This window comes from Halotia branconii CENA392 (assembly GCF_029953635.1).
GTDB lineage: Bacteria > Cyanobacteriota > Cyanobacteriia > Cyanobacteriales > Nostocaceae > Halotia > Halotia branconii.
Map to the genome: position 1 here is coordinate 887796 of NZ_CP124543.1, position 21282 is coordinate 909077.

27 protein-coding genes are annotated in these 21282 nt (G+C 40.4%); 5 read left to right on the top strand and 22 right to left on the bottom strand.

Translation table 11 applies throughout. The features are described 5' to 3' along the window. Positions 1-32 precede the first annotated feature (32 nt). Complete coding sequence (locus QI031_RS03950; RefSeq protein WP_281483915.1) at positions 33-962, bottom strand: TIGR04168 family protein; 930 nt, start codon at positions 960-962, stop codon at positions 33-35. 219 nt (positions 963-1181) lie between these two features. On the opposite strand from QI031_RS03950, the gene nadA reads away from it, so the two are divergent. From nadA to QI031_RS03965, 3 genes are all read left to right on the top strand, one after another. Next, a complete protein-coding gene (gene nadA / locus QI031_RS03955) occupies positions 1182-2156 on the top strand; it encodes a quinolinate synthase NadA (protein ID WP_281483916.1) in 975 nt (324 codons plus the stop codon). 340 nt (positions 2157-2496) lie between these two features. Continuing rightward, positions 2497-2913, top strand: coding sequence for a XisH family protein (locus QI031_RS03960; protein WP_281483917.1), 417 nt, complete (start codon positions 2497-2499; stop codon positions 2911-2913). Beyond that, positions 2901-3236 carry a XisI protein gene (locus tag QI031_RS03965; RefSeq protein ID WP_281483918.1) on the top strand — a complete coding sequence of 112 codons (336 nt, stop codon included), beginning with the start codon at positions 2901-2903 and terminating at the stop codon, positions 3234-3236. The genes QI031_RS03960 and QI031_RS03965 overlap by 13 nt, the downstream gene beginning before the upstream one ends. Before the next feature lie 198 nt (positions 3237-3434). Here the strand turns inward: QI031_RS03965 and QI031_RS03970 are convergent, their stop codons facing one another. The 6 genes from QI031_RS03970 to QI031_RS03995 all read right to left on the bottom strand — a co-directional run bounded on the left by QI031_RS03970 (position 3435) and on the right by QI031_RS03995 (position 9039). Beyond that, positions 3435-3695 carry a type II toxin-antitoxin system RelE/ParE family toxin gene (locus QI031_RS03970; RefSeq protein ID WP_281485927.1) on the bottom strand — a complete coding sequence of 87 codons (261 nt, stop codon included), beginning with the start codon at positions 3693-3695 and terminating at the stop codon, positions 3435-3437. Between the two features lie 17 nt (positions 3696-3712). Further along, a complete protein-coding gene (locus QI031_RS03975) occupies positions 3713-4060 on the bottom strand; it encodes a hypothetical protein (RefSeq protein WP_281483919.1) in 348 nt (115 codons plus the stop codon). Between the two features lie 185 nt (positions 4061-4245). Continuing rightward, positions 4246-5688 carry a serine/threonine protein kinase gene (locus tag QI031_RS03980; protein ID WP_281483920.1) on the bottom strand — a complete coding sequence of 481 codons (1443 nt, stop codon included), beginning with the start codon at positions 5686-5688 and terminating at the stop codon, positions 4246-4248. A 273-nt stretch (positions 5689-5961) separates the two neighbouring features. Next, complete coding sequence (locus QI031_RS03985; protein WP_281483921.1) at positions 5962-6873, bottom strand: hypothetical protein; 912 nt, start codon at positions 6871-6873, stop codon at positions 5962-5964. A 449-nt stretch (positions 6874-7322) separates the two neighbouring features. Further along, positions 7323-8375: a metallophosphoesterase gene (locus QI031_RS03990; RefSeq protein ID WP_281483922.1), complete on the bottom strand. Its 1053-nt coding sequence runs from the start codon at positions 8373-8375 to the stop codon at positions 7323-7325. A gap of 439 nt (positions 8376-8814) precedes the next feature. Continuing rightward, complete coding sequence (locus QI031_RS03995; RefSeq protein WP_281483923.1) at positions 8815-9039, bottom strand: hypothetical protein; 225 nt, start codon at positions 9037-9039, stop codon at positions 8815-8817. A 276-nt stretch (positions 9040-9315) separates the two neighbouring features. On the opposite strand from QI031_RS03995, the gene QI031_RS04000 reads away from it, so the two are divergent. After that, on the top strand, positions 9316-9789 hold the full coding sequence (locus QI031_RS04000; protein WP_281483924.1) for a hydrogenase maturation protease: 474 nt from the start codon (positions 9316-9318) through the stop codon (positions 9787-9789). Positions 9790-9792: 3 nt separating this feature from the next. On the opposite strand, the gene QI031_RS04005 is transcribed toward QI031_RS04000, so the two are convergent. From QI031_RS04005 to QI031_RS04015, 3 genes are read right to left on the bottom strand one after another with little or no spacing between them, the layout of a single operon-like run. Beyond that, positions 9793-10170 carry a hypothetical protein gene (locus QI031_RS04005; protein WP_281483925.1) on the bottom strand — a complete coding sequence of 126 codons (378 nt, stop codon included), beginning with the start codon at positions 10168-10170 and terminating at the stop codon, positions 9793-9795. An 18-nt stretch (positions 10171-10188) separates the two neighbouring features. Further along, positions 10189-11475 (bottom strand): SagB family peptide dehydrogenase, encoded by a 1287-nt coding sequence (locus QI031_RS04010; protein WP_281483926.1) that lies wholly within the window; start codon positions 11473-11475, stop codon positions 10189-10191. Continuing rightward, positions 11438-11905: an ankyrin repeat domain-containing protein gene (locus QI031_RS04015; RefSeq protein ID WP_281483927.1), complete on the bottom strand. Its 468-nt coding sequence runs from the start codon at positions 11903-11905 to the stop codon at positions 11438-11440. The genes QI031_RS04010 and QI031_RS04015 overlap by 38 nt, the downstream gene beginning before the upstream one ends. Before the next feature lie 153 nt (positions 11906-12058). Between QI031_RS04015 and QI031_RS04020 the strand changes: the two genes are divergently transcribed. After that, positions 12059-12268, top strand: a complete 210-nt coding sequence (locus tag QI031_RS04020; protein WP_281483928.1) for a TOBE domain-containing protein — start codon at positions 12059-12061, stop codon at positions 12266-12268. Between the two features lie 59 nt (positions 12269-12327). Here the strand turns inward: QI031_RS04020 and QI031_RS04025 are convergent, their stop codons facing one another. From QI031_RS04025 to nifK, 12 genes are all read right to left on the bottom strand, one after another. Next, positions 12328-12645, bottom strand: coding sequence for a FeoA family protein (locus tag QI031_RS04025; protein WP_343217843.1), 318 nt, complete (start codon positions 12643-12645; stop codon positions 12328-12330). 18 nt (positions 12646-12663) lie between these two features. Then, complete coding sequence (locus QI031_RS04030; protein ID WP_281483929.1) at positions 12664-12963, bottom strand: 2Fe-2S iron-sulfur cluster-binding protein; 300 nt, start codon at positions 12961-12963, stop codon at positions 12664-12666. 190 nt (positions 12964-13153) lie between these two features. Then, on the bottom strand, positions 13154-13525 hold the full coding sequence (locus QI031_RS04035; protein ID WP_281483930.1) for a HesB/IscA family protein: 372 nt from the start codon (positions 13523-13525) through the stop codon (positions 13154-13156). Between the two features lie 67 nt (positions 13526-13592). Then, positions 13593-14393, bottom strand: coding sequence for a HesA/MoeB/ThiF family protein (locus QI031_RS04040; RefSeq protein ID WP_281483931.1), 801 nt, complete (start codon positions 14391-14393; stop codon positions 13593-13595). 10 nt (positions 14394-14403) lie between these two features. Further along, positions 14404-14721 carry a nitrogenase-stabilizing/protective protein NifW gene (nifW, locus tag QI031_RS04045; protein WP_281483932.1) on the bottom strand — a complete coding sequence of 106 codons (318 nt, stop codon included), beginning with the start codon at positions 14719-14721 and terminating at the stop codon, positions 14404-14406. Continuing rightward, positions 14718-14924 (bottom strand): CCE_0567 family metalloprotein, encoded by a 207-nt coding sequence (locus tag QI031_RS04050; protein WP_281483933.1) that lies wholly within the window; start codon positions 14922-14924, stop codon positions 14718-14720. The genes nifW and QI031_RS04050 overlap by 4 nt, the downstream gene beginning before the upstream one ends. 283 nt (positions 14925-15207) lie before the next feature. Next, positions 15208-15684: a NifX-associated nitrogen fixation protein gene (locus QI031_RS04055; protein WP_281483934.1), complete on the bottom strand. Its 477-nt coding sequence runs from the start codon at positions 15682-15684 to the stop codon at positions 15208-15210. Next, positions 15681-16094: a nitrogen fixation protein NifX gene (nifX, locus tag QI031_RS04060; RefSeq protein ID WP_281483935.1), complete on the bottom strand. Its 414-nt coding sequence runs from the start codon at positions 16092-16094 to the stop codon at positions 15681-15683. The genes QI031_RS04055 and nifX overlap by 4 nt, the downstream gene beginning before the upstream one ends. Before the next feature lie 241 nt (positions 16095-16335). Further along, positions 16336-17661, bottom strand: a complete 1326-nt coding sequence (gene nifN, locus QI031_RS04065) for a nitrogenase iron-molybdenum cofactor biosynthesis protein NifN (RefSeq protein WP_281483936.1) — start codon at positions 17659-17661, stop codon at positions 16336-16338. Beyond that, positions 17661-19097, bottom strand: coding sequence for a nitrogenase iron-molybdenum cofactor biosynthesis protein NifE (gene nifE / locus QI031_RS04070; protein ID WP_281483937.1), 1437 nt, complete (start codon positions 19095-19097; stop codon positions 17661-17663). The genes nifN and nifE overlap by 1 nt, the downstream gene beginning before the upstream one ends. Positions 19098-19230: 133 nt before the next feature. After that, positions 19231-19584 (bottom strand): Mo-dependent nitrogenase C-terminal domain-containing protein, encoded by a 354-nt coding sequence (locus QI031_RS04075; protein ID WP_281483938.1) that lies wholly within the window; start codon positions 19582-19584, stop codon positions 19231-19233. Between the two features lie 84 nt (positions 19585-19668). Next, complete coding sequence (nifK, locus tag QI031_RS04080; RefSeq protein WP_281483939.1) at positions 19669-21204, bottom strand: nitrogenase molybdenum-iron protein subunit beta; 1536 nt, start codon at positions 21202-21204, stop codon at positions 19669-19671. Between the last annotated feature and the right edge of the window lie 78 nt (positions 21205-21282).

Consider the following 21282-nt stretch of genomic DNA (forward strand, 5'->3'; position numbering starts at 1 on the left):
CAAAGCTGACAGATAATACTATATCTCATCATCTACGCAGGTTGCACTACTGAAGGCGATCGCTCGTAAAAAATTTCTTCAGATGCCACCTGCAAGTCATTACCCACCCAAACTAGGGAGACTTGCGAAACCACACCATCTTCTAAGGAAACAAGGGAAAAATTACGTAGTTTCTCGCCCCCATTTTCCATAATCCTGGGTACGCTCGCCGCATTTAAGTAGATTGTCCCCTCTGGACTTCTAAAAACAGGCTTGCGTAGCACTTTCTTGGTATGTCGGAGGGTATGGTGCATGTGACCAAATGTCACCAGAGGAATGGTTTTACCAGCCGTGAGCGCCTGAGAAATCGCCTCACCAAAGTCTGGGTCGCCAAAGTCACCGCCGATAGGATGCCAGTCTTTACCGCAGGGATCTTCTGGGCGATCGCCTAACCCACTTGGGCCGTTGTGTCCTAGAAAAATAATCGTTTCGTAAGCAGCGCTTTTGACTGCTTTAACAATGCGATCGGCGGATTCTTCTAAATTCGTCACACCATATCTTTCTTGAACGATTTCCGCAAATCTCCACTCTGGGCCACCCCAACTAAAAGGACGACCCCCCACTACAGTTAAATTACCAGCCGGAAAATCCAGCTTACCGTAACCGACATGGGCTATGCCTAATAAATCGAGTTGTTCTTGTACCCAATCTTCCTTGGAGCGATCATAAGGACACTTTCTGCGTCCCCATTCGGTAGCAGTGTACCAAGCATCGTGGTTGCCCATTACTGCTGCTTTGGGAATGTCGAGAGAAGCGATCGCTTTTACCACTTCCACCGACTCATTGCCAAAATCCCCTACAAACAGCACTAAGTCAACACCCAAATGCTTGAGTGCAATACCATCTTCTACTTCCCATTGATCATGAACATCGCCAATTACAGCAATTTTGAGGGTTGTTGATTGAGTTTTCTGACTGGTCATGCCACTTTCCTTGCCGTCTATCTCCAGGATATGAAACTCAGAGGGATTTGGACACAACACCGTGAAAAGCAGGGGACAGGGAGCAGGGGGCAGAGGGGAAGATGGAGTTCCCTTTGTCCCCGTCCTCCTGCCTCTTATCAACCGTCTACCATTTTTGGTAAAAACTACTATAATTGAATCCACAGGACAAATACTTGCAATTAAGAGCAACCCCTAACTGTGTTTACCACTGCACTAGCTCAACGAGAAAAAACCCAACCGGGTGGACTACCACTAGATTTGTTTGCCGCTATTGAAAGCCTGAAAAAAGAACTCAATGCGGTGATTCTGGCGCATTACTATCAAGAGCCAGAAATTCAAGACATCGCAGATTTTATTGGGGATTCATTACAACTGGCAAAAGCAGCGGCTAAAACCAATGCCGATGTGATTGTCTTTGCTGGTGTTCATTTCATGGCAGAGACGGCAAAGATACTCAATCCTGATAAATTGGTGCTGTTACCAGATTTGGATGCTGGTTGTTCTTTAGCAGACAGTTGTCCACCGGAGGCGTTTGCAGCTTTTAAAGCGGCTCATCCTGATCATTTGGTGGTTTCTTACATCAACTGCTCTGCTGATATTAAAGCGATGAGCGATATTATCTGTACTAGTTCCAACGCTGTCAAGATTGTGCAGCAGATACCCCAGTCACAGCCGATTATTTTTGCTCCAGACCGCAATTTAGGGCGGTATGTCATGGAACAGACTGGAAGAGATTTGTTGCTGTGGCAAGGTAGCTGTATTGTTCATGAAACCTTTTCCGAAAAGAAAATTGTCCAGTTGAAAATTGCCCACCCAGAGGCAGAGGCGATCGCTCACCCAGAATGTGAAAGTAGTGTATTGCGCCACGCTAGCTTTATCGGTTCTACAGCAGCTTTACTTAAATATTGTCAAAATAGCCCAACACAAGAATTTATTGTGGCTACTGAACCGGGTATTATTCATCAAATGCAAAAACTAGCTCCTAAAAAACGCTTTATTCCTGCGCCGCCGTTGAATAACTGCAACTGCAATGAATGTCCATTTATGCGGTTAAATACTTTAGAAAAATTGTATTTAGCAATGAAAAACCGCACTCCTGAAATTACCATGTCAGAAGAGATAAGAATTGCGGCACTGCGACCAATTCAACGGATGTTAGAGATGAGTTTGTAATTAAACTTAGAGGTTGTCTGAAAAGTGATTAGCTGTGATTCTAGACACTTGTTGATCCCCCCTAGCCCCCCTTAAAAAGGGGGGAATTAGAATCAAAGTCCCCCTTTTCAAGGGGGATTTAGGGGGATCTAAAACTATTTGATACATCATTAGAGACTTTTCAAACATCCTCTTAGGTTAGGTAGAGTAAAAAAATCAAAATGAAGTTGATTTTTTTACTCTACCTAACCTAAAAACACTAAATGTTGTTTATGGTAATTTATTGATAAGTTATGAATGTTATGTAATGCAAAAGAAAGCAAAGCTCGATTTTCGATCTCTGAATTTTCTACTTGAGAATATGCCAGCAAGAGACGTTTTTCATGATGCGGTCAAGCATGGACTAATTACTGACGGATGGCAAATTACTTATGACCCGTTGCCAGTTAGTTGGGAATTGGGGGATATGTATATCGATTTGGGTGCAGAAAAGCTTCTTGCTGCCCAAAGAGATGAGGTGAAGATTGCAGTAGAGATTAAAAGTTTTGTAAAAACTTCAGCAATTTATGAATTTCACACAGCATTAGGACAATTTATTAACTATCGACTGGCACTATCTGAAATTGAACAAGAACGCACGCTTTATTTAGCAGTACCAATTGATGCTTATAGTTCGTTTTTTATAACCAAATTCATACAAAATATTATCCGTATTTATCAACTCAAATTAATAGTTTATAATCCAGAAACAGAGGAAATTTTAGAATGGATAAACTAATACAGTACCGAGAAATTGTGCAAAAACTGCTACGTGAATATGCAGAAATCGGTAATCATGACTCAGATATAGAAACGCAAATAGTATTTGATACCGAACGAAATCATTATCAATTGATGAATGTGGGGTGGAAAAATCAACGCCGCGTTTACGGTTGCTTTTTACATATTGATATTAAAGATGGTAAAGTCTGGCTGCAACATAATGGAACCGAATCTGAGGTAGCAGAAGAACTAGCAAATTTAGGAATTTCTAAGCAAGATATTATAATTGGATTCCACTCTCCTTTCAAGCGCCAGTTTACAGATTATGCAGTTAATTAAAACAATGATTCATAAATTTTATTTTCAATAAAGTATTCTACAATAAACAATCGAGAATTTTTTTACAAAGCCTTCCGATGAACAAAGCTAAATCCAATTAAGCAACATGTCTAACTTACACACCACTTAACTCATCTTGCTGCAATAAATAATAGCTCCTTGATTAGAAACGACTGTTTTATTGACTGCAAGTTTATCCTAAAGAGGTCGATTTTCTTTTCCGTGATAGACGTGTAAAATAACAACATCCTCTTCAAGAATAGCGTAATGAATTACAAAGCCATATTTACCAAAAGAAACTAAAAGTTTTCGTAATCCTGCTATTTCATCTAGAATCGCGCCTCGACGTGGATTCTGCTGTAGGCTCTCACCTGAAGAGACAATTGCTTTTACTGCGCGGGAAGCTGCATCAGCATTATTAATTTTTATAAAGTCGTAATGACGATTTAAATCGTCAATTGCAGTTTCTGTCTAAACTATTTGGGACATGGGCGTTCTGGATCGGTTCCTAAACTGTCTGCCCATTGGCGTACAAGGTCATGCGTGACTCCTGAACCTGTGCGACGGTAAGCTTCGAGAGCTGATTTGCTTTGCTGAACCATTTGGGCTTCAGTCAGAGGTTGAAAATTTAATGCTGCGTCTATCTCACCGTACTCAAATAATTCTTCTGTGGTTTGAGTCGGTTGATTTATCAGTAACTGCTCAAAGTCTTCTAAGTCTCCTTCTGAACCATTCAACCATGCAAATAGGAGACTTTTTACCTGTTCTGGGGGTAATGCCTCAAGATGCTCTAAAATTTGCTGCCTAATATTGCTTGCTGTCATAAGCTTTTAATTTTTGTAGTAGCTATGCATAAATACAAGATTTTTCACTACCGTTCTTAAATTTTAACTTTTCAGATTGACAAAGCGAAACTCAACTAAGCAACATGTTTAACTTACACACCATTTAACTCATCTTGCTGTAATAATAGATCCTTACAAAGAAACGGTATAAGCCGTATTGAATTTTAGCTGCCACCTAAACTAGCTAAAAAAACGATTACAAAAACGAATCCTGTTAAACATAGGCTTACAACTGCCCACGTCTTTTGGTTAGCCTTGAAAGCTTCAATACTAGCCCATCTACGACTTTTCCATGCCCATTCATTGCCTTTGATTCCAAGAATAATTGCCATAATCAAGCCTACATAAGGTATAAAACATAAAAGACCAATCCAAACCTTGTTGCCAACACTCCAGAAAGCTCCGAACAAAAAAGCTCCCCAATTCCAACCTTTAATTTCTTGAGGAACAGGAATAGATGCATCAAAAATTTGACCACAACCGGAATTATTGACTGGGGAAGGTGCAGAGTTTCCAGAATAGTTAGGTGTTGGATAAACTGGATTTTGGTAGATAGGTGCAGAGTTTCCAGAATAGTTAGGCGTTGAATAAGCTGGATTTTGGTAGATAGGTGTAGAGTTTCCAGAATAGTTAGGCGTTGAATAAGCTGGATTTGTCTGTCTCAATCCCAGAAATGATAAAATTTCATCAGCAGACTGGAAACGCTGATCTCCTCTTGGAGCCAACATCCGATTTAATACTTGAGTCATCAGAAGACTAAGGTTGATTTCCCTGTCCCATTTCCAAGTCAACGTATATTGATCTAACAATTGTTCTGGTTGTTTACCAGTCATTAACACAATAGCTGTCACAGCCAAAGCATATAAATCACTGTTAGGAGCTACAATTCCCAACCTAATTTGCTCGTCAGGGGCATAACCAACCTTACCAATACTAGTTCCTCTTGGGGCTGATGTTGTTTGTAAATTAGTAGCAACATTAACTGTTACTTGTTTAACAGCACCCATATCAATTAATATAGGCAACCCTGTTTTACCGCTGAGAATAATATTATCTGGTGAGATATCTCGATGAATAACGCCTTGATTGTGCAGGTAGCTTAATACGGGCAGCAAATCTTGAAAAAGTTTAGTTATTTCTGGTTCGCTGAAACATCTCCCTTGTCTGAGTCGCTCATTCAACAATGATTCATAGGTTCGACCTTCAATAAAGTCTTCTACAAGAAACAATCGGGAATTTTCTTGAAAAGCTTCCCAAAATCGGGGTATTTGAGAATGCTGTAACTGGTAAAGTGTTACCGCTTCTCTTTGAAACAGTTCTACAGCTTTATTGAGGGCTCCAGTTCCTTGGACAGAAGGAATAAACTCTTTGATAGCAACCTTTTCATTAAAACGACCCGTATCTTCTGCAATGTAGGTTCTGCCAAATCCTCCCTGACCTAGCATTTCTCTAACTATGTAGCGATCGCGTAATCTAGTTCCAGGTTGAATACCAATTAAGGTAGGCTCTAAATAATGATTGGAGTTTTGTAACGGTTCACCGCAGGTTGAACAAAAGTTAGATCCACCAGTACTTTTATGTCCCTGACTACAAGTAATATAATTCATACATAAACTTTCATAATTATATATTCCTGCTAAAAAAGCAGATTTACCTAAGTATATAGGCTTTTTACACACAAATATCTTGTGTATAAGCTCAGTAATTTTAAGTAACAGTTATTTACATTTTCCTTGAAAGTAATACAGTTTGAATGAATTACAACTTACTTCTTGCACCGCTTTACTATATTCGTTATTGGGCTATGCGGTACTCCTAAATCATGATGGTAAGCTTCGAGAGCTGATTTGCTTTGCTGAACATATATTCCACCCCAAAAACTAAGATTTACTCTTTGCAGCTTCTTTTTGCGCCGCTTCACTATATTTTTTATATAGTTGAGTCCGAATTTTAGCTTCTTGATGGCGGTTGTAATTTGGAGGCACTGTCGCCATTAAATCTGAAGCCTGTTGCCATTTAGCAGCTAGTTCTAACCATTGCGTTGAGGTTGTAGCTATTTTCCCAGATGCCGAGGCTTGGTTAGCAATTCTCACAGCTGCTATGAATGGTTCATCGGATGATTCGGAAAGATTATTATTAGTAGCTTTTGTTTTATTTTGGTTAGGATTAGCTGTAGTTACAGACTTCTTAGTTTCTGGTTGCGTTAACTGTGTTAATTTATCACCCAATTGGGCATAAACAACCCAACCAAGCAAAAATATTGAAAATAAGCCAGCAGTTGCTAGTATTCCTGTTTTTGATAAATTTTTGTGCTTTTTTTTGTTAGTAAATACTGAAGTTCGAGAAAAGTGATTTTTTGGTAAACTGACTTTTACTAATTCTGGTTGGACTTCAGTCAAATCTGTAATTAGCTGCTTTAAGGCGTTTGGCTGAATTAAGGTAATTTCCTGTGACCACAGTACTTGATTTTCGCGATCGCTACAAATTTCTTTCAACCACAGTAATTGCTGTTCTCGGACAATTCGGCTATTGATATGGACTTTACGAATATTACGCGGTGCGATCGTTTCTAGGATTTGCTGGATTCTTTCTACTATGGTGTTTTGCTCAAGTTGCTCTGTTTTGGCTGCCTCACACAGAAGTTGCAAGACACCATCAGAAAAAATGGCTCTAGTTCTGACACCAGAGTTAGCTAGCTTTTCGTTCAATAATTGGATAATCGCCGCTACGCTGCCTTGGTGAGCTTGCCATGCAATATCGTTGATTCGATCTACCACTGGAGACTTAACCATAGATCCTGCACCCTGACTGATTAACTGATTCATTAATTTAGGGACTCTATTCTACTGACCTTTGCTTTGTCTTCGATTTTACGAGTAAAAAGATCAGGTTGCCAAATAAAATTATAAAAATCAAACCTCCTTTTGTCTGTATTCAAGAAATTTTATTTAAACGAAACTAAATACTATCAGTACGTGGGTAAACTTCTTATGTAACTGCAAATTAGCTTGTCTAGCTTGCTGTATAACCAATCTTTGATATTTGAGTCATGTCCAAAAGTTTGTTTATTATTAAAGATTACATATTTCAACTAAGTGAAATTGGTATAACTAGCTCCTTTACAAATAAAAATCAATAGTATAAACACCCATAAAAACTCTGATGCATATAATTAGCCTGCTTGACGTAGGCTTTGTTTTCAGCCCCAGGCTTTAAGCCTGAGGATGTTATGTGCTGGATTTTAGTATCTGAACTTGTAATCTCTCTCGCCACTTTGAGGATATGGCGGCACAATTTCTTGATTCACTTCAAACAAATTGGGATTGCTAGGATTAACTGTGACTTTCAACCAATGCACGTTAGGAGAGCCAAATGTCTCTACTCGCGTGAAGTTAGTAACTACCGTGCCAGATGCAGTATTTAAAGGCTTATCAATGCGGAAGTAATGGCTATCTCCATGAACGAGCATGACTGGCTGACTATAATCTTGTAATTCGGCTTGCAATGCATTAATAAAATCACGGAAGCCATTCTGTTCTGCATCAGCGGGTACATCAAAATTATCTGGGTTGGCATGGATAGTGATTACCAAACCAAGATTTTTGTTGGCCTTAGCAAGGGCAAATGCTTTCTTTAACCAGACAAGGTTAGCAGCATTACGTTCAGCGTACTCAGCATCATTTTCTGCATTTCGTCCCAAGTTATTGTTACTACCAACAACATGGATACCAACAAATAGAACATTACCCGCAGTCCAGTAAACATTTTCCCGGAACTTACTGTACTGTGGATTATCACTCTGGCGTTCTAACTCAATTGTCCTTTGTCCCAGACTTCTGTCCCCTTGGGTAAAGAGTTCGCGTAATTTTGCTAAACGCTCAATCGGATCGTATTCACCAGCTGCGGGGCGATGACAATCTGTCCACTCGTTATCACCAAAGATGTAAACTAAAGGATGTCTGAATTGTTGAAAAAGTTGCGATCGCTGGAGAAAAACCTCATTTGAGCAAAGGCTGGAGCCACTTTTAAAATCTCCATCGTGAATGATAAAGCGAACCGAAGATTGATTAATATCTTTAATTAAATTTGGATACTCCTCTTCTTGTCGAGCATCATAAGGTAAATCGCCAATGAGAGCAAAATCAAAACTTCTTGCATCACGATTATTGTCAAAACCTCTTGGGCTGTAATTACGCTGAAATGGTGGCTGGGCGCTTGTTGAAGAAACAAAGGTTGCAGAGATGCCAAATAGACAAAATGGAACTAAGGCTCCCAGCAGTTTCTTGAATTTCATATTTTGCGAACTGTATTTGATGACAAATCGCTAGAAGCCTAATATTAGAGGATTAAGAGTAAATTAAGAAACTGTTCGACAAAAGGTAAATTTGATTTACGCTATGCGGGTTAGTTGTCAGTTGTCAGTTGTTTTTGATCTGATTTAATTAGGACTTACGCAATAACTCTCTGAAACTCTGCGGTTGAATTTTCCGCTACTGGTGCGTAATACCGTTTCACTTTAAAGTTGATACACATGGGTAAGCAGGGGGAGCAGAGGTAGCAGGGGAGGCAGGGGAAGAAAGAAAAGTAATTTGTATAAAGAATTTCGTGGAATGGTATAAGTCCTGTTAATAATCCATCCCCTTGTAGTGAATATTAAAACATTTTTACTACTAATCACTGACCACTGACTACTGACAAAACTCCATCCTGAAGTGGCGTGGAGTTTTTATCTACTAATGTATTGTATTCAAATTTTGCAACCACTGCTGTATGATTTCTCTTTGGGTTTTGCTAACTTTGATACTTGCTCCTTTTAATGTATCTCGTGGAAAAATTTCTCGCAAATCAGCAAGCATTTCAGCAGAGCGACAAGCTTCTAAACATTCTGTAATATAATCTATTGAATCCAGCATCAACCATTCTTTAGTAGCCTTTAATTCGCAAATATGACGCTGCATGAGTTGGATTAGGGCTGGCTGTAGTATATATATAAACTGCAATGCGAAGATTGTTAGAGGTTTTTGCCTAAAAAATCAACAATGTTTATATAGATAAAATCAGAATATCATAAATTATTTAGATATATTATATGAGGCGATCACTATAGCAGTCCTAAATGAGTCGTGAAAAATATAGATAAGGAAACGAACCGCCAAGAACGCCAAGTACGCAAAGGGAAGAAAGAAGAAAGAGATATGTAATTTTCACAAATGATTTAGGATCGCAACAATTCCATGCTAACTATTATTGGTTGCGGTAATCTCAACCGCAGTGACGACGCAGTAGGCGTAATCATCGCCCAACGCCTACAAAAGTATCTAGCCGAAAATCCTCATCCTAATGTGCAAGTTTATGATTGTGGAACCGCAGGGATGGAAGTAATGTTTCAAGCTAGAGGTAGTAAACAATTAGTAATTATTGATGCTAGTTCCACAAATTCAAAACCGGGTGCTGTGTTTAAAGTTCCTGGTGAAGAACTAGAAGCACTGCCAGAACCTAGTTATAGTTTGCATGATTTTCGTTGGGATCATGCTTTAGCTGCCGGGCGAAAAATCTTTCACAATGACTTTCCCCAAGAGGTGATAGTTTATTTAATTGAGGCAAAAAATCTTGATTTGGGACTAGAGTTAAGTTCTATTGTTAAACATTCTGCTGATTTAGTTTTTGAAGAGGTAGCTGCAATCATCAGACAGAATGTTGAGGTGTAATATTCATCCAGCCCAATCACGATAAACAGAAAGTTCATCTACCCTCATTTCAAATGGTATACCTTGACTTTCTGGAGGACAGACACGAATTTTAGCACTGGTGATAATTGAGTTGAGTAATGTTCCCATTGGCACGATTTGTTGTAAGACACGCCAGTTAGTAACTTGGTCTGGACACTCAATCACTAATGTCATAGCATTAGCTTGAGTTGTGACATACCAACGACAATTAGATAGAAGATTTTGAATTGTGCGATCGCAGCCTTCGTAAAAGTGTTTACTAATAGAATACTCTAGTTGTTGTCGTAATATAATATCTGCCGATGTTGGCTGGATATGATGAGAGTCATCATCATTGAAATAAAACTTCTTATTAGCCATTGCTGTTGATGTTCCTACTTAAATTCCAATCGCCATTGCATAAAGAATATCTTTGGTTGTTTCTAAGAATCTGCGAGTTTCGTCATCATAATAAGCACCAATTCCACTACATTGAATCCCTAAATAGTTGCTACCCAGATATATCCTTTGTCCTAAAAAACCAGCCAATTGCATCGCAGTTTGATAGTTCGTATAGTCGGACACAAAAAAGAAAGTTACAGCACAATCTCTGGCAATGGCTTGATTAACACATAAGTACCCTGTCTGTTCGCTGAAATCCCCAGTCTGAAGCAAAAGAGTACCTTTATATAACCCAGGTGACATGCCTTCTACCCTATGTAAGACTGAATAAATTTCTACATCCTCACCACTTTCAGTTGGTATAGGTTGCTCAAGCTGTTGCAAGACATATAAATAGTTTTCTTGAGAAATAAACTGTTTCCGGAAACGTCTAATAGAACGCCGATTCCAAACAATTTGTTGAAATTTATCCTTGTCAAAGTTAAACTGAGGCTGCTTTAATTTCTGGTGTTTACTTTTATGTAAAGCTGTTACTTGATAGCTATATTCAATGAATTGATTAGCTTCAAAATAATCTGTACCACAAACAAAAGGAACTTTCAGTCTTAAACGTCTGACTAATTGATCTTGGACTTTTCCGGAGATTGCACAAGCAGTAATAAACTCTTTATTCTCAAAACCTAAATCTGTATTGAGAGCGAGTTTATCAAAGTCAAAAATCAATTGTATATCTTTATTATGGAGATAAGCTGATGCAGCGATCGCACCTAAATGGTGTCCGCTATCTAAAAAGCAATATCTCAAACTCCGATCTTGATATTTCCAGCTAGACCTATAATAAACACAACTAATTAAAAAAATGAATCCGTTGATACTTTTATTCGGTATAATATAGCTCTCTAAGCCATCATCAATTAATTCATAGATTAATGTTAGACAATTATTCTCAACTTCTAAATGATATATTCCATTAATCATTCCCTCTATGCCGCGAATCTGGATATAAACTTCTGTAGGATAGAGAGCGCCTGCTGATGGATTTACCCGTAGTTTATCAGGTGTATTTTTATATAACTTTTCTGAAGTGACAGCACTAGTTAACCAGATAAAAGCATGAATAGGATTGTTGAGATTTAATGTCACCCGCCGATAAAATTTTGGATAAACTTTAAATGCAATCGGTTGAGTTGACGCGTCTACATAGTTGGGATTAATCTGCACTGATAAGTAAGAATGCTTGGTAGAATCATGATAAGCTTTTCCTTGATTCTGATTTTGTGGCATTTTTAAGCAACCTTAAAACTTCTACATTGCTGGCGAAATCTATCGCTCGATAGTCGTCTAAATTTTTCAAATCTAGGTTAGGATGATGTTGTAAAAGTAACTTAGCAACTTCAGTTTTACCTGCTGAGGCTGCATACATTAAAACAGTTGCACCGTTATCATTTTGGTTATCAATATTAATATTGGCAGCAAGTAATAAATTAATTAATTCGTAGTGATTACCAAAACAAGCAAACCACAGAGCATTATTGTGATCGTTGTTTGTAACATTGATATCTACACCGACATCAATCAGTTCTTTAACAACTGCATAAACTCCTTCTCTTGTAGCTTTCATTAAAGCTGTATCACCATTTTCACCTGATTGATTTAAATCTTCAGCATTATATCCGTTTGCTGTTAGCCATTGCTGAGTTAGTTGATTGATCATATTACTTGACTACTCAAAATTTATTCTGTAAAGTTAACTTAAGTTTTATTTAGATCCCCGACTTCTCAAACAAGTCGGGGATTTTGTTGTTCACGAATAATTCAGGACTGCTATAGTTTATTCAGTATAAATAACTCAAAGGAAAAGCAAAACATGGAAATTAGCGCTCGTAATTCTCTCAAAGCTACTGTCAAGAAGATTGTGAATGGTTCAGTTAATACAGAAGTGACTTTAGAGTTAGCATCTGGAATAGAACTAGTATCGATCATCACAAAATCTTCAGCCGAAAAGCTGGGACTTGTAGAGGGGAAACAAGCTTATGCTGTGATTAAGTCATCAGATGTAATTGTTGCTGTTGATTAAACATAAACAAAAACTCTGACTTCTTAGAACCCCGACTTCTTGTTAAAGAAATCAGGGTTCTAAACAATAATACGAACATAAATAGCACAAACAACTTCTTTTTCTACATCTAATAATATTTTTCCGGCTTTAATAATCAAAGAGGGAAATTGTTGTTCTAATGTTATTACTGTACCTGTTGTTATACCTAGTGACTTGAGTTTTTTGAGAATTAGATCATCCTGAATTTTACAGGAAGTGATAATGCCTTGTTCTCCCACTTGCAGCAAGTCTAATGAGCAGCCAGTTACACTAAAAGGAGTAAACATTGTCACTATTAAGAATAGATACAACATGAAAGATGAAGGATGAACTTTTAATAATTCATCCTTCATCATTGATTACATTGCTGAAATTTAGACGAGATATGGTTCTTGATGTGTTTTGATTGTGCAATTAGAACGGGGATAAGTAACACAAAGTAGGGCGAATCCTTTTGACACTTGCTCGTCATCTAAAAAGATTTGATCAGATTGATCAATTTCACCTTCAACTACTTTACCTACACAACTAGAACAAGAACCTGCATGACAAGAGAAGGGTAACTCAATACCATTTTCTTCTGCTGCTTCTAAAATGGTAGTTTCTTCGTCTACTTCAATTGTGGTATCGAGGTCTTCTTTTTTGCTGATTAATCTAACTTGGTAGGTAGCCATTTGTGGATTCTCCTCAAAATTTTATAGGATGAGATGGGATTCTCGAAGTTTTTGTAGCTCCCGCCTTCGAGAAGCTGTGCAGAGTACGTCTACGGGAAATGTTAAATAATTCGTAATTCGTAATTCGTAGTTCGTAATTATCACTGCTCAATCAAAATTACAAATTACGCATGATTCAGTTACGAATTATTTAGGTGCAAGGTACGCCAGTTGGTGTACAGTCACCTGCTTTAAAGGATTTTCCGCAACCACAGGTATCGCTGGCATTGGGGTTGCTGAACTTAAAGCCACTTTCCATCACCCCTTCGACAAAATCGATGACTATGCCTTCTAATAAAGGCGCACTTTTGGGATCAACGTAAACCAGTACCTCACCTTGTTTGATTACCAAGTCATCTGGTTGGGGCTTGCTAGTGATGTCTATTGCATATTCGTAGCCATTACAACCACCATCTTTTACAGCGACGCGGATACCTTTAGTTGCGCCGTTAGCATTGGGAGAAGAACCCTGTAAAAATGCCCGTAGACGGAACTCTGCCTTTTCTGTCAAAGTAACACTCATCAAGTCTCCTGATCTGTAGCGATTAATTATTTCTGATGCGGAATGTGAGTTTTTTTGGAGCGATCGCCTATGTTGTAAGATTGCTTGTAGGTTCCATTGATTTACCTTGAGCGTATCTCCAAGGTGCAGTGTTACCACAAACTGGACAAGAGCGATCGCGGTGAGTACGGCGTTTAGCAAATTCCATCCGACTTAAATCTATTGTCAGCAATTGTGATAACAAAGGTTGACTAAACCCAGTAATCAGCTTGATTGCTTCCAACGCCGTCAGACAAGCTAGTGTTCCAGAAACAGCGCCTAGAACTGAAAAGCCACGCCTATCCCAATCAGGCTTTTCGGGAAACAGACAGGATAAACAAGGAGTCACACCAGGAATAATCGTGGTTAGGTAAGCCTCCATCCCATCCATCGCCGCTTCTACCATTGGTTTACGCCAGCGCACACAAGCTTCATTTAACAAATTGCGCTCTGTAAAATTATGGGCGCAATCCAGCGTCATATCAGCGGATTGGACTAAAGAATCAACATTTTCCGGGGTGACATAATCGTGAACTGCTTCTATTTGAATATCAGGATTGATCGCTTCTAGAGTTTCTTTAGCTTTGAAAACTCTTGGTTTACCTACCCAATCATCCGTCATCAAAATCTGACGATTCATATCATCTAAACGCAAATCACCACCCCGGACTAAGATTAGTCGCCCAACGCCCGCTACTGCTAAATAGAGCGCCGCCGTACCGCCCAATCCCCCCACACCCGTAACCATAACCGTCGCTGATTTCAGGCGCTTTTGAGCTGTTTCGCCAAAATTCGGAAGCATCATTTGGCGACTATATCTTTCTAACTCGGTAGGCGTTAGGTTTATCACTTTGTACCTCCTAATCAGAAGTGATTTCTGTCAGCGTGACTACATTCTTTGGCTTGTCGTTAAATACTTTGAACAGCTTTTGTTCATGGGGTGATGATTCAAGGAATAACTCATAAGCTTTTTGCAAAGCCAAAGAATATTGACTGAGTTTTGCTTCAGGAGTTAAATCAGGAAACTTATCATCAACTTCCGCCATATATTGGGAAAACTTCTTCAAAATATGCAGACGATTTACATTCACAAATGTTTGGTCGTAAGGCAGCTCAAAAAACTGCAAAAATTCTTCTGTATCTACGAGCTTTTGAAATTCTTCAATAGTTCCAGTCATTTAGTTTTCTCCAATTGTTTTAGCTGTTGCTTAAGTTCATCTAACTGCTTATAGATTTCATAAGTTGCAGCCGCCACATCCATAAGTTGTGTGTAATCGGTGGGCAAACCTTCTGCTAAATCATGCAGATCCATTTTCATTTGCCCAGCCTTACTATTGAGTTTTCTGATTTTGGTTTTCAGCTCCTCAATTTCCTGCACCATTAATTACTCCTAATTATTAAACTTTGTGTCTTAGTGCGGGCAGTCCGCTCAAGTCGGTAAACCCGCCACGCGGCTGCCCTTGTCTTTGTGGTTGATTACCACTAAGGCAATACCGTTCGGTTAAGGAATTTCTTTGTTGAGGCAAGCAGGGGGAGCAGGGGGAGAAGAGAAGCAGGGGAAGAGAAGAATTACTCAACAATGACCCTTTTTACTCTCCTGCCTCACCTGCTTATCCGAATCGTATTGACCACCAAGGCACAAAGACACTAAGAGCAATTAACTTTCAAAGTTTGCCTACTTCAGGGAAGCGTTTCGCTAAATCAACGCCTTTTTGAACAAAAGCTTCTCCTTCTTCTGCCAATTTTTCTAGGGAATCAAAACCAAAACGATGGGCATCTCTTAAGGTTTTCATTGCTAACAAAAGACGACCAGAAAAAACTAGCGCCCAGCCAAAACCTTCATGACTCAAATCAATGACAACTTGAGAAATTAGACCTGTTTCTTGTTCAATACCTGCGGCTACAGCCCGAAAAAATGCCATTATCCGTGCTTGAGTGATCGGATCAACTTCACCTTCTAGAGAGATTTCACGCTTCTTTTGTTTGGTGACAACAAAGGGTTTAAGAATTAATTCATCTGACCACTTACGATAAGTTCCGTAAGTATCTTGACCCCGGATTTGTTGTAGCAATACCTTCAAAAAAGGGGAACTCAAAACTTCGGCTGTAACTGTTCCGTTAACACTATTGTTTTCGCTCATACGGCTGCTTCATTTTCAAGATCATCTGCAAAATTTGAAGTTTTTGGTTGTAAAGCCTTACGCAACCAAGGAGGAGGATTACCTTTGAGAGTTTGCACTAACTTAGTGAGGACTTCATTAATTTCTTCCTCTTCTGATTTTGCCTTGACTGGGGTAACACCTTTTTTGATTAAACGCGCTGCGGCGCTACCACCAATTGCTGTCACATAAACAATTGTGCAATCCTCTATAGCTTTAAGTTTGGGGGTGATTTTATCTTCATTACCATCTTCTTTGAGATCACCTTCAAACTTGAGAGTTTCTAAGAACTCATATCCCTTATCTGAGATCTCATAAACATCAATTTCTCTTGCCCATCCAAAGTGAGCATTAATATGAACGTGGTCACTTGTCGTGAAGGCAATTTTCATTTTAATTTGTCCTTTTTTAGTGGGCATTGGGCATGGGGCATGGGGCATGGAGAAGAGGAATTGGGGCAGGGTGCGGGGTGCACACTTCGACTACGCTCAGCGACCGGGGGATAAAGAAAAATTACCTCTTTCTCCCGAAGTTGCTCCACTTGGGGAGACCCCAAGACCGCACTTCTCTCCTTTTCTCCCTGCTCCCTGCCCCCCTGCTTCCCCTGCCTCCCCTGCTCCCCCTGCTTCTCTTCTAGTCCCTACCTAATCCCCATAAATGCTTAACTCTCTCTTCTTCGGCTTCTAAAAATAGGTTGCCGATGCCAAACAATAGCTCCATCGTGCCGCGATAGCCGACTTTGGTAAAATGACCATTACCCAAACGGTCATAAATGGGAATGCCTAGACGATAAAGGGGAATTGAGAGACGTTTGGCGATCGCACCTACGTTAGAGTTGCCAATTAATAAGTCAGACCCTGCTGCTAGTTGCTCGAAGTCTTCTAAATCACCGATGGTGACATTTTTAACCGGGAGTTGTTCTAGTAGCGGCGATCGCGTCGTTGTCACCGCTGCATGAATTTGGGTTCCCATTGATTGCAGAAAACATACTGTTGACCACAATAAGTCCGGTTCCAGCGCCAAGGAGACTCGTTTTGCCCCAAAGTAAAAGTGAGTATCCAACATGGCATCTTGCAACTGGCGGCGCTGGCGGCGATATTTTTCGGGTACGCTGTTGCTGCTCAAAATTGCCAATGCTTGGAGAAACTCATCTACTGCTTCTAATCCTGTGAGTTCACCAAACACCTCGTAAGGTATGCCAAACCGTTCTTCGAGGATTTTGGCTGCATTTCGCATACTTTCGCCTAAGGCGATCGTAAAGGCGGAACTACCCACTTCTCGTAACTGTTTTAAGGTAGTGCCACTAGCTGTAACAGCGCTATAGCCATCTTCTAAATGACCATCCAACGAAGCGCCCAAGTCAGGTACAAAGATGGGTACTAAACCAAAAGCCGTAACCATTTCTTTAATTTCTTGGATATCCCCTGGGGTAAAAGCAGAACCCGCCAAAATCGTGACTTGCTCGGTTCTGATTCCCTCCTGTTTGGGAATTTCCTGAATTATGCTTTCTACAGCAGCGGCAAAACCGTCTTGTAATGCACCTTTAAAGTCTGGTGTAGGTGCAAAGATAATCGGTAAGTGATCTAGTTCTGGGTGGCGTTGGCGAATGTCCTTGAGAAAACGCTCGATGTCATCGCCTCTGGTTTCTGTCAGCCCTGTGCTGCATAAACCAATAATTTCTGGGTTGACCTTTTCTACCAAGGTGAGAATTGCTTGCTCTAAATTCTCTTCGCCGCCCAAAATTGTAGTAACTTCAGTCATGGCTGTAGTGGCTAAGGGAATGGCTTCCCGAAAATGCCGTACAAGCACAACTTTGGCGAAGGCAGTACAACCTTGGGAACCGTGGAATAAAGGGATCATCCCTTTTAATCCTAAAAAGGCTAAAGATGCACCCAAGGCTTGGCTTTGCTTGAGGGGATTAACAGCAACTGATTTGTTAGGAACAGTAACTACCGCCATTAAATTATCTCCTCCATCGACGCAAACAGAGAATGATCTATATCTCTTCCTGCCAAGGTTCCTTCATCTTCATCCCAAGGAGCTGGCTTACGTACTTGCTCCCAGATGGGGCTATAAAGCGCTTCGTACAGTTCTCTGGCCATCTCAATCATCCCTACATAACCTGCATAAGGATGGTGGCGTTCTTGGTTGATATCCAAAAAAGGAATCCGCGCTTTCAGGGCAGTGTATTGGTTACGACCACCAGCAATTAGCATATCTGCTTTGGTATCTTTAACTAGTTGCAGCAATTCCTTAGCGTTGCCTTTTTCCAGCATGATGCCATCATTGCCGATTAAATTCTTAATCTTGGCTTTATCTTCCTCGGTGCTTTTTCTGGTGCTGGTAGCAACAACTTCGATGCCCAAGTCTTTAGCCGCTGAGATAATTGACCAACTCTTAACGCCACCTGTATACAGAACAACTCGCTTACCTTTGAGTCGGGCGCGATAAGGAGCCAAAGCCAAATCTAAAGCCGCAGTTTCTTCGGCAATCAGCTTTTCGGTACGTTCTTGCAAATCAGGATCGCCCAATTTAGCGGCAATGTTCCGCAAACAGCGGTTCATATCATCGATGCCGTAGAAAGATTCTTCAATGTAAGGAATGTTGTAGCGCTCCTGCATTTTTCTTGCCATGTTGAGCAGCGCTCGTGAACAAATCATCACATTCAGCTTGGCGCGGTGGGCGTAGCGAATTTCGTTGTAGCGAGCATCGCCCGTAATTTTAGATAGAACCCGAATGCCTAATTTTTCTAACAGTGGTGTTACTCCCCACATTTCCCCGGCGATGTTGTATTCACCGATTAAGTTAATATCATAGGGGGTTGTATGTTCCGGTTCTGCTGTGCCGACAACATATTCTAATAAAGATTCACCACCAAAGCGGTTACCTAAGTTTTTACTACCAATGAACCCTGGAGCAATTACAGGAATTACAGGAGTGCCGATTTTGTCTGCCGCCGCCTTGCAAACAGCATCGATATCATCACCAATTAAAGCCGTCACACAGGTAGCGTAGACAAATACTGCTGCTGGATTGTAGCGTTCTTTAACTTCTAAAATCGCCTTGTAGAGTTTCTTTTCACCACCGAAAATCACATCATTTTCAGTTAAATCAGTGGTAAAACCCGTCTTGTAAAGCATCGGGCCAGAAGAGAGACTACCACGACTACCCCAGGAATTACCAGCACAGGCGATCGGGCCGTGGACTAAATGAGCAGCATCTGCGATCGGTACTAGGGCAATCATTGCACCATCAAAAGCACAGCCTCCTTGAGCAGCACCTGGTTGTGCTTGTTGAGTGCAAGACTTGTTTTTCTTTTCTCCCTGTTTCTGCTGATTATGTCCACATCCTGGCTCATTGAGCAGCTCGTTAACTTTACCTTGGGTAGTTTTCATCTCTCTTCTTTGATTGGATTGCAGGTGTTATACGAATCCGTAATTTGTAATTCGTAATTAATAATTTGTGGAGAATTGGTCTTAATTGTTCTTTGTCAGTTGTTAGTTTTTGCTATTGACAACTGACAAATAACTAACAAATATATTTCGTGACATCTTCTCCACATTCATCAGAAAGATAAGATAAAGCACGAAAGCGCATTCCGACAAACTCGTCATATAAGGGATTAAGTTTACACAGAGGGGGAATATTCAAAGTCCGCCCAAATAACTTAAAGCTGCGTTCAAAGGGACAACAGCAAGGAATTACTTGGCAAATTATGTGAGCCAGACGATAATTTTTAACGGGTATTCCATCCACAAAATTACGTGCAGGGCTGAGAATTTTGTGAAACCAGCCGGGCTTTTTATAGTTAGGTGGATGGTAACTAGGATGAGTATGAGTGTGAGTATGAGAATGAGAATGAGTATGATTGATGGTTTCCATATTACAGATATTTCAGGTTAAGGTTGAAGGATGAAAATTTCATCCTTCAACGTTTTCTTACTTTTGGCGATGCGATCGCAATTTCTAACGAATCAAGTCGTAAGAAATATCGGTCTTAGAAGGAATATTGGTGTTGCGATCGATTTCTTCAAACAGGGTGTTGACGACCCAGTTAAGGAGATTGATCGCACCTTGATAGCCGATGGTGCTATAGCGGTGCAGGTGGTGACGATCCATGATGGGATAACCGATTCTCACGAGGGGAATCTTGGTATCACGCCACAGATACTTACCGTAGGAGTTACCGATGAGGAAATCTACAGGTTCGGTGAACAACAAAGAACGCATGTGCCATAAGTCTTTACCGCCCCAGATGGTTGCGCCTTGACCAAAAGGACTAGAATCTAGCAATTCTTTGAGTTCTTTCTCAAACACTTCGTTGGTGTTGTGAACCAGGATATGCACAGGTTCAGCACCCATTTCCAACATGAAGCCCACAACGCTGTACACTAAATCTGGTTCACCGTAGATAGCGAAGCGCTTGCCATGAACCCATGCATGGGAATCAGTCATCGCGTCAACTGCACGACCGCGTTCGATTTCCAATTCTTCGGGAATGGGCTTACCAGTTAGTTCGCTGAGTTTCATCAAGAACTCATCAGTACCCTTAATACCCCAAGGACGGGAAACTACGGTTGGTTGCTTCCATTCTTTTTCGATGTACTCGCGGGTTTTGGGGGTAGAGTGTGCTTGCAGAGCAACTGTGACTTTAGCATTAATTGAATCTGCTGCATCTTCTAGCTTTGTACCACCTGGGTACATATCAAATTCACCTGTGTTAGGTGAATCTAGGTAATCGCTGTTGTCAGCCAAAATGGTGTAGTCAAAACCGAACAAAGAAGCAATCCGTTTCAGTTCGCGGTTGTTGCCAACGTAGGTGTCAAAACCTGGGATAAAGTTGATCTTGCCGTTGCTGGTTTCTTTCTTCTTACCTGCTGTCAGGTTAGAAAGAATACCCTTCATCATGTTGTCGTAACCAGTGATGTGGGAACCGACAAAGCTAGGTGTGTGGGCGTAAGGTACTGGAAATTCTTTGGGAACTGCACCAGCTTGTTTTGCATTGTTGATGAAAGCTTGTAAGTCATCACCAATTACTTCTGCCATACAGGTGGTGCAAACAGCGATCATCTTAGGCTTGTAAAGTTGGTAAGAGTTTGCCAAGCCGTCGATCATGTTTTGCATACCGCCGAACACCGCTGCATCTTCAGTCATTGAAGAAGACACACCAGAAAATGGTTCTTTGTAGTGGCGGGTTAAGTGTGTACGGAAGTAAGCTACGCAACCTTGAGAACCTTGTACGAAGGGTAGTGTACCTTCAAAACCAACAGCAGCAAAGATTGCTCCTAAAGGTTGGCAACCTTTAGCAGGGTTGACGGTTAAAGCTTCACGAGCGAAGTTCTTTTCCCGATATTCCCAACCCTTCGTCCATTCTGCAACTCGTGCAACTTCTTCGGGGCTGTGACCGTTTTCAAACTGCTTTTTGTTTTCAAATAGCTCTTGATACTCTGGTTGGTGGAATAACTCAACGTGGTCTTGAATTTTGTCTGGATTCTGAGGCATTTCCGTGGATCTCCAAGCTTACTGAAGTCGTTACTAATCGAGGATCGTGCAGTGGGTGGGGTAAAGACGCAATTAATC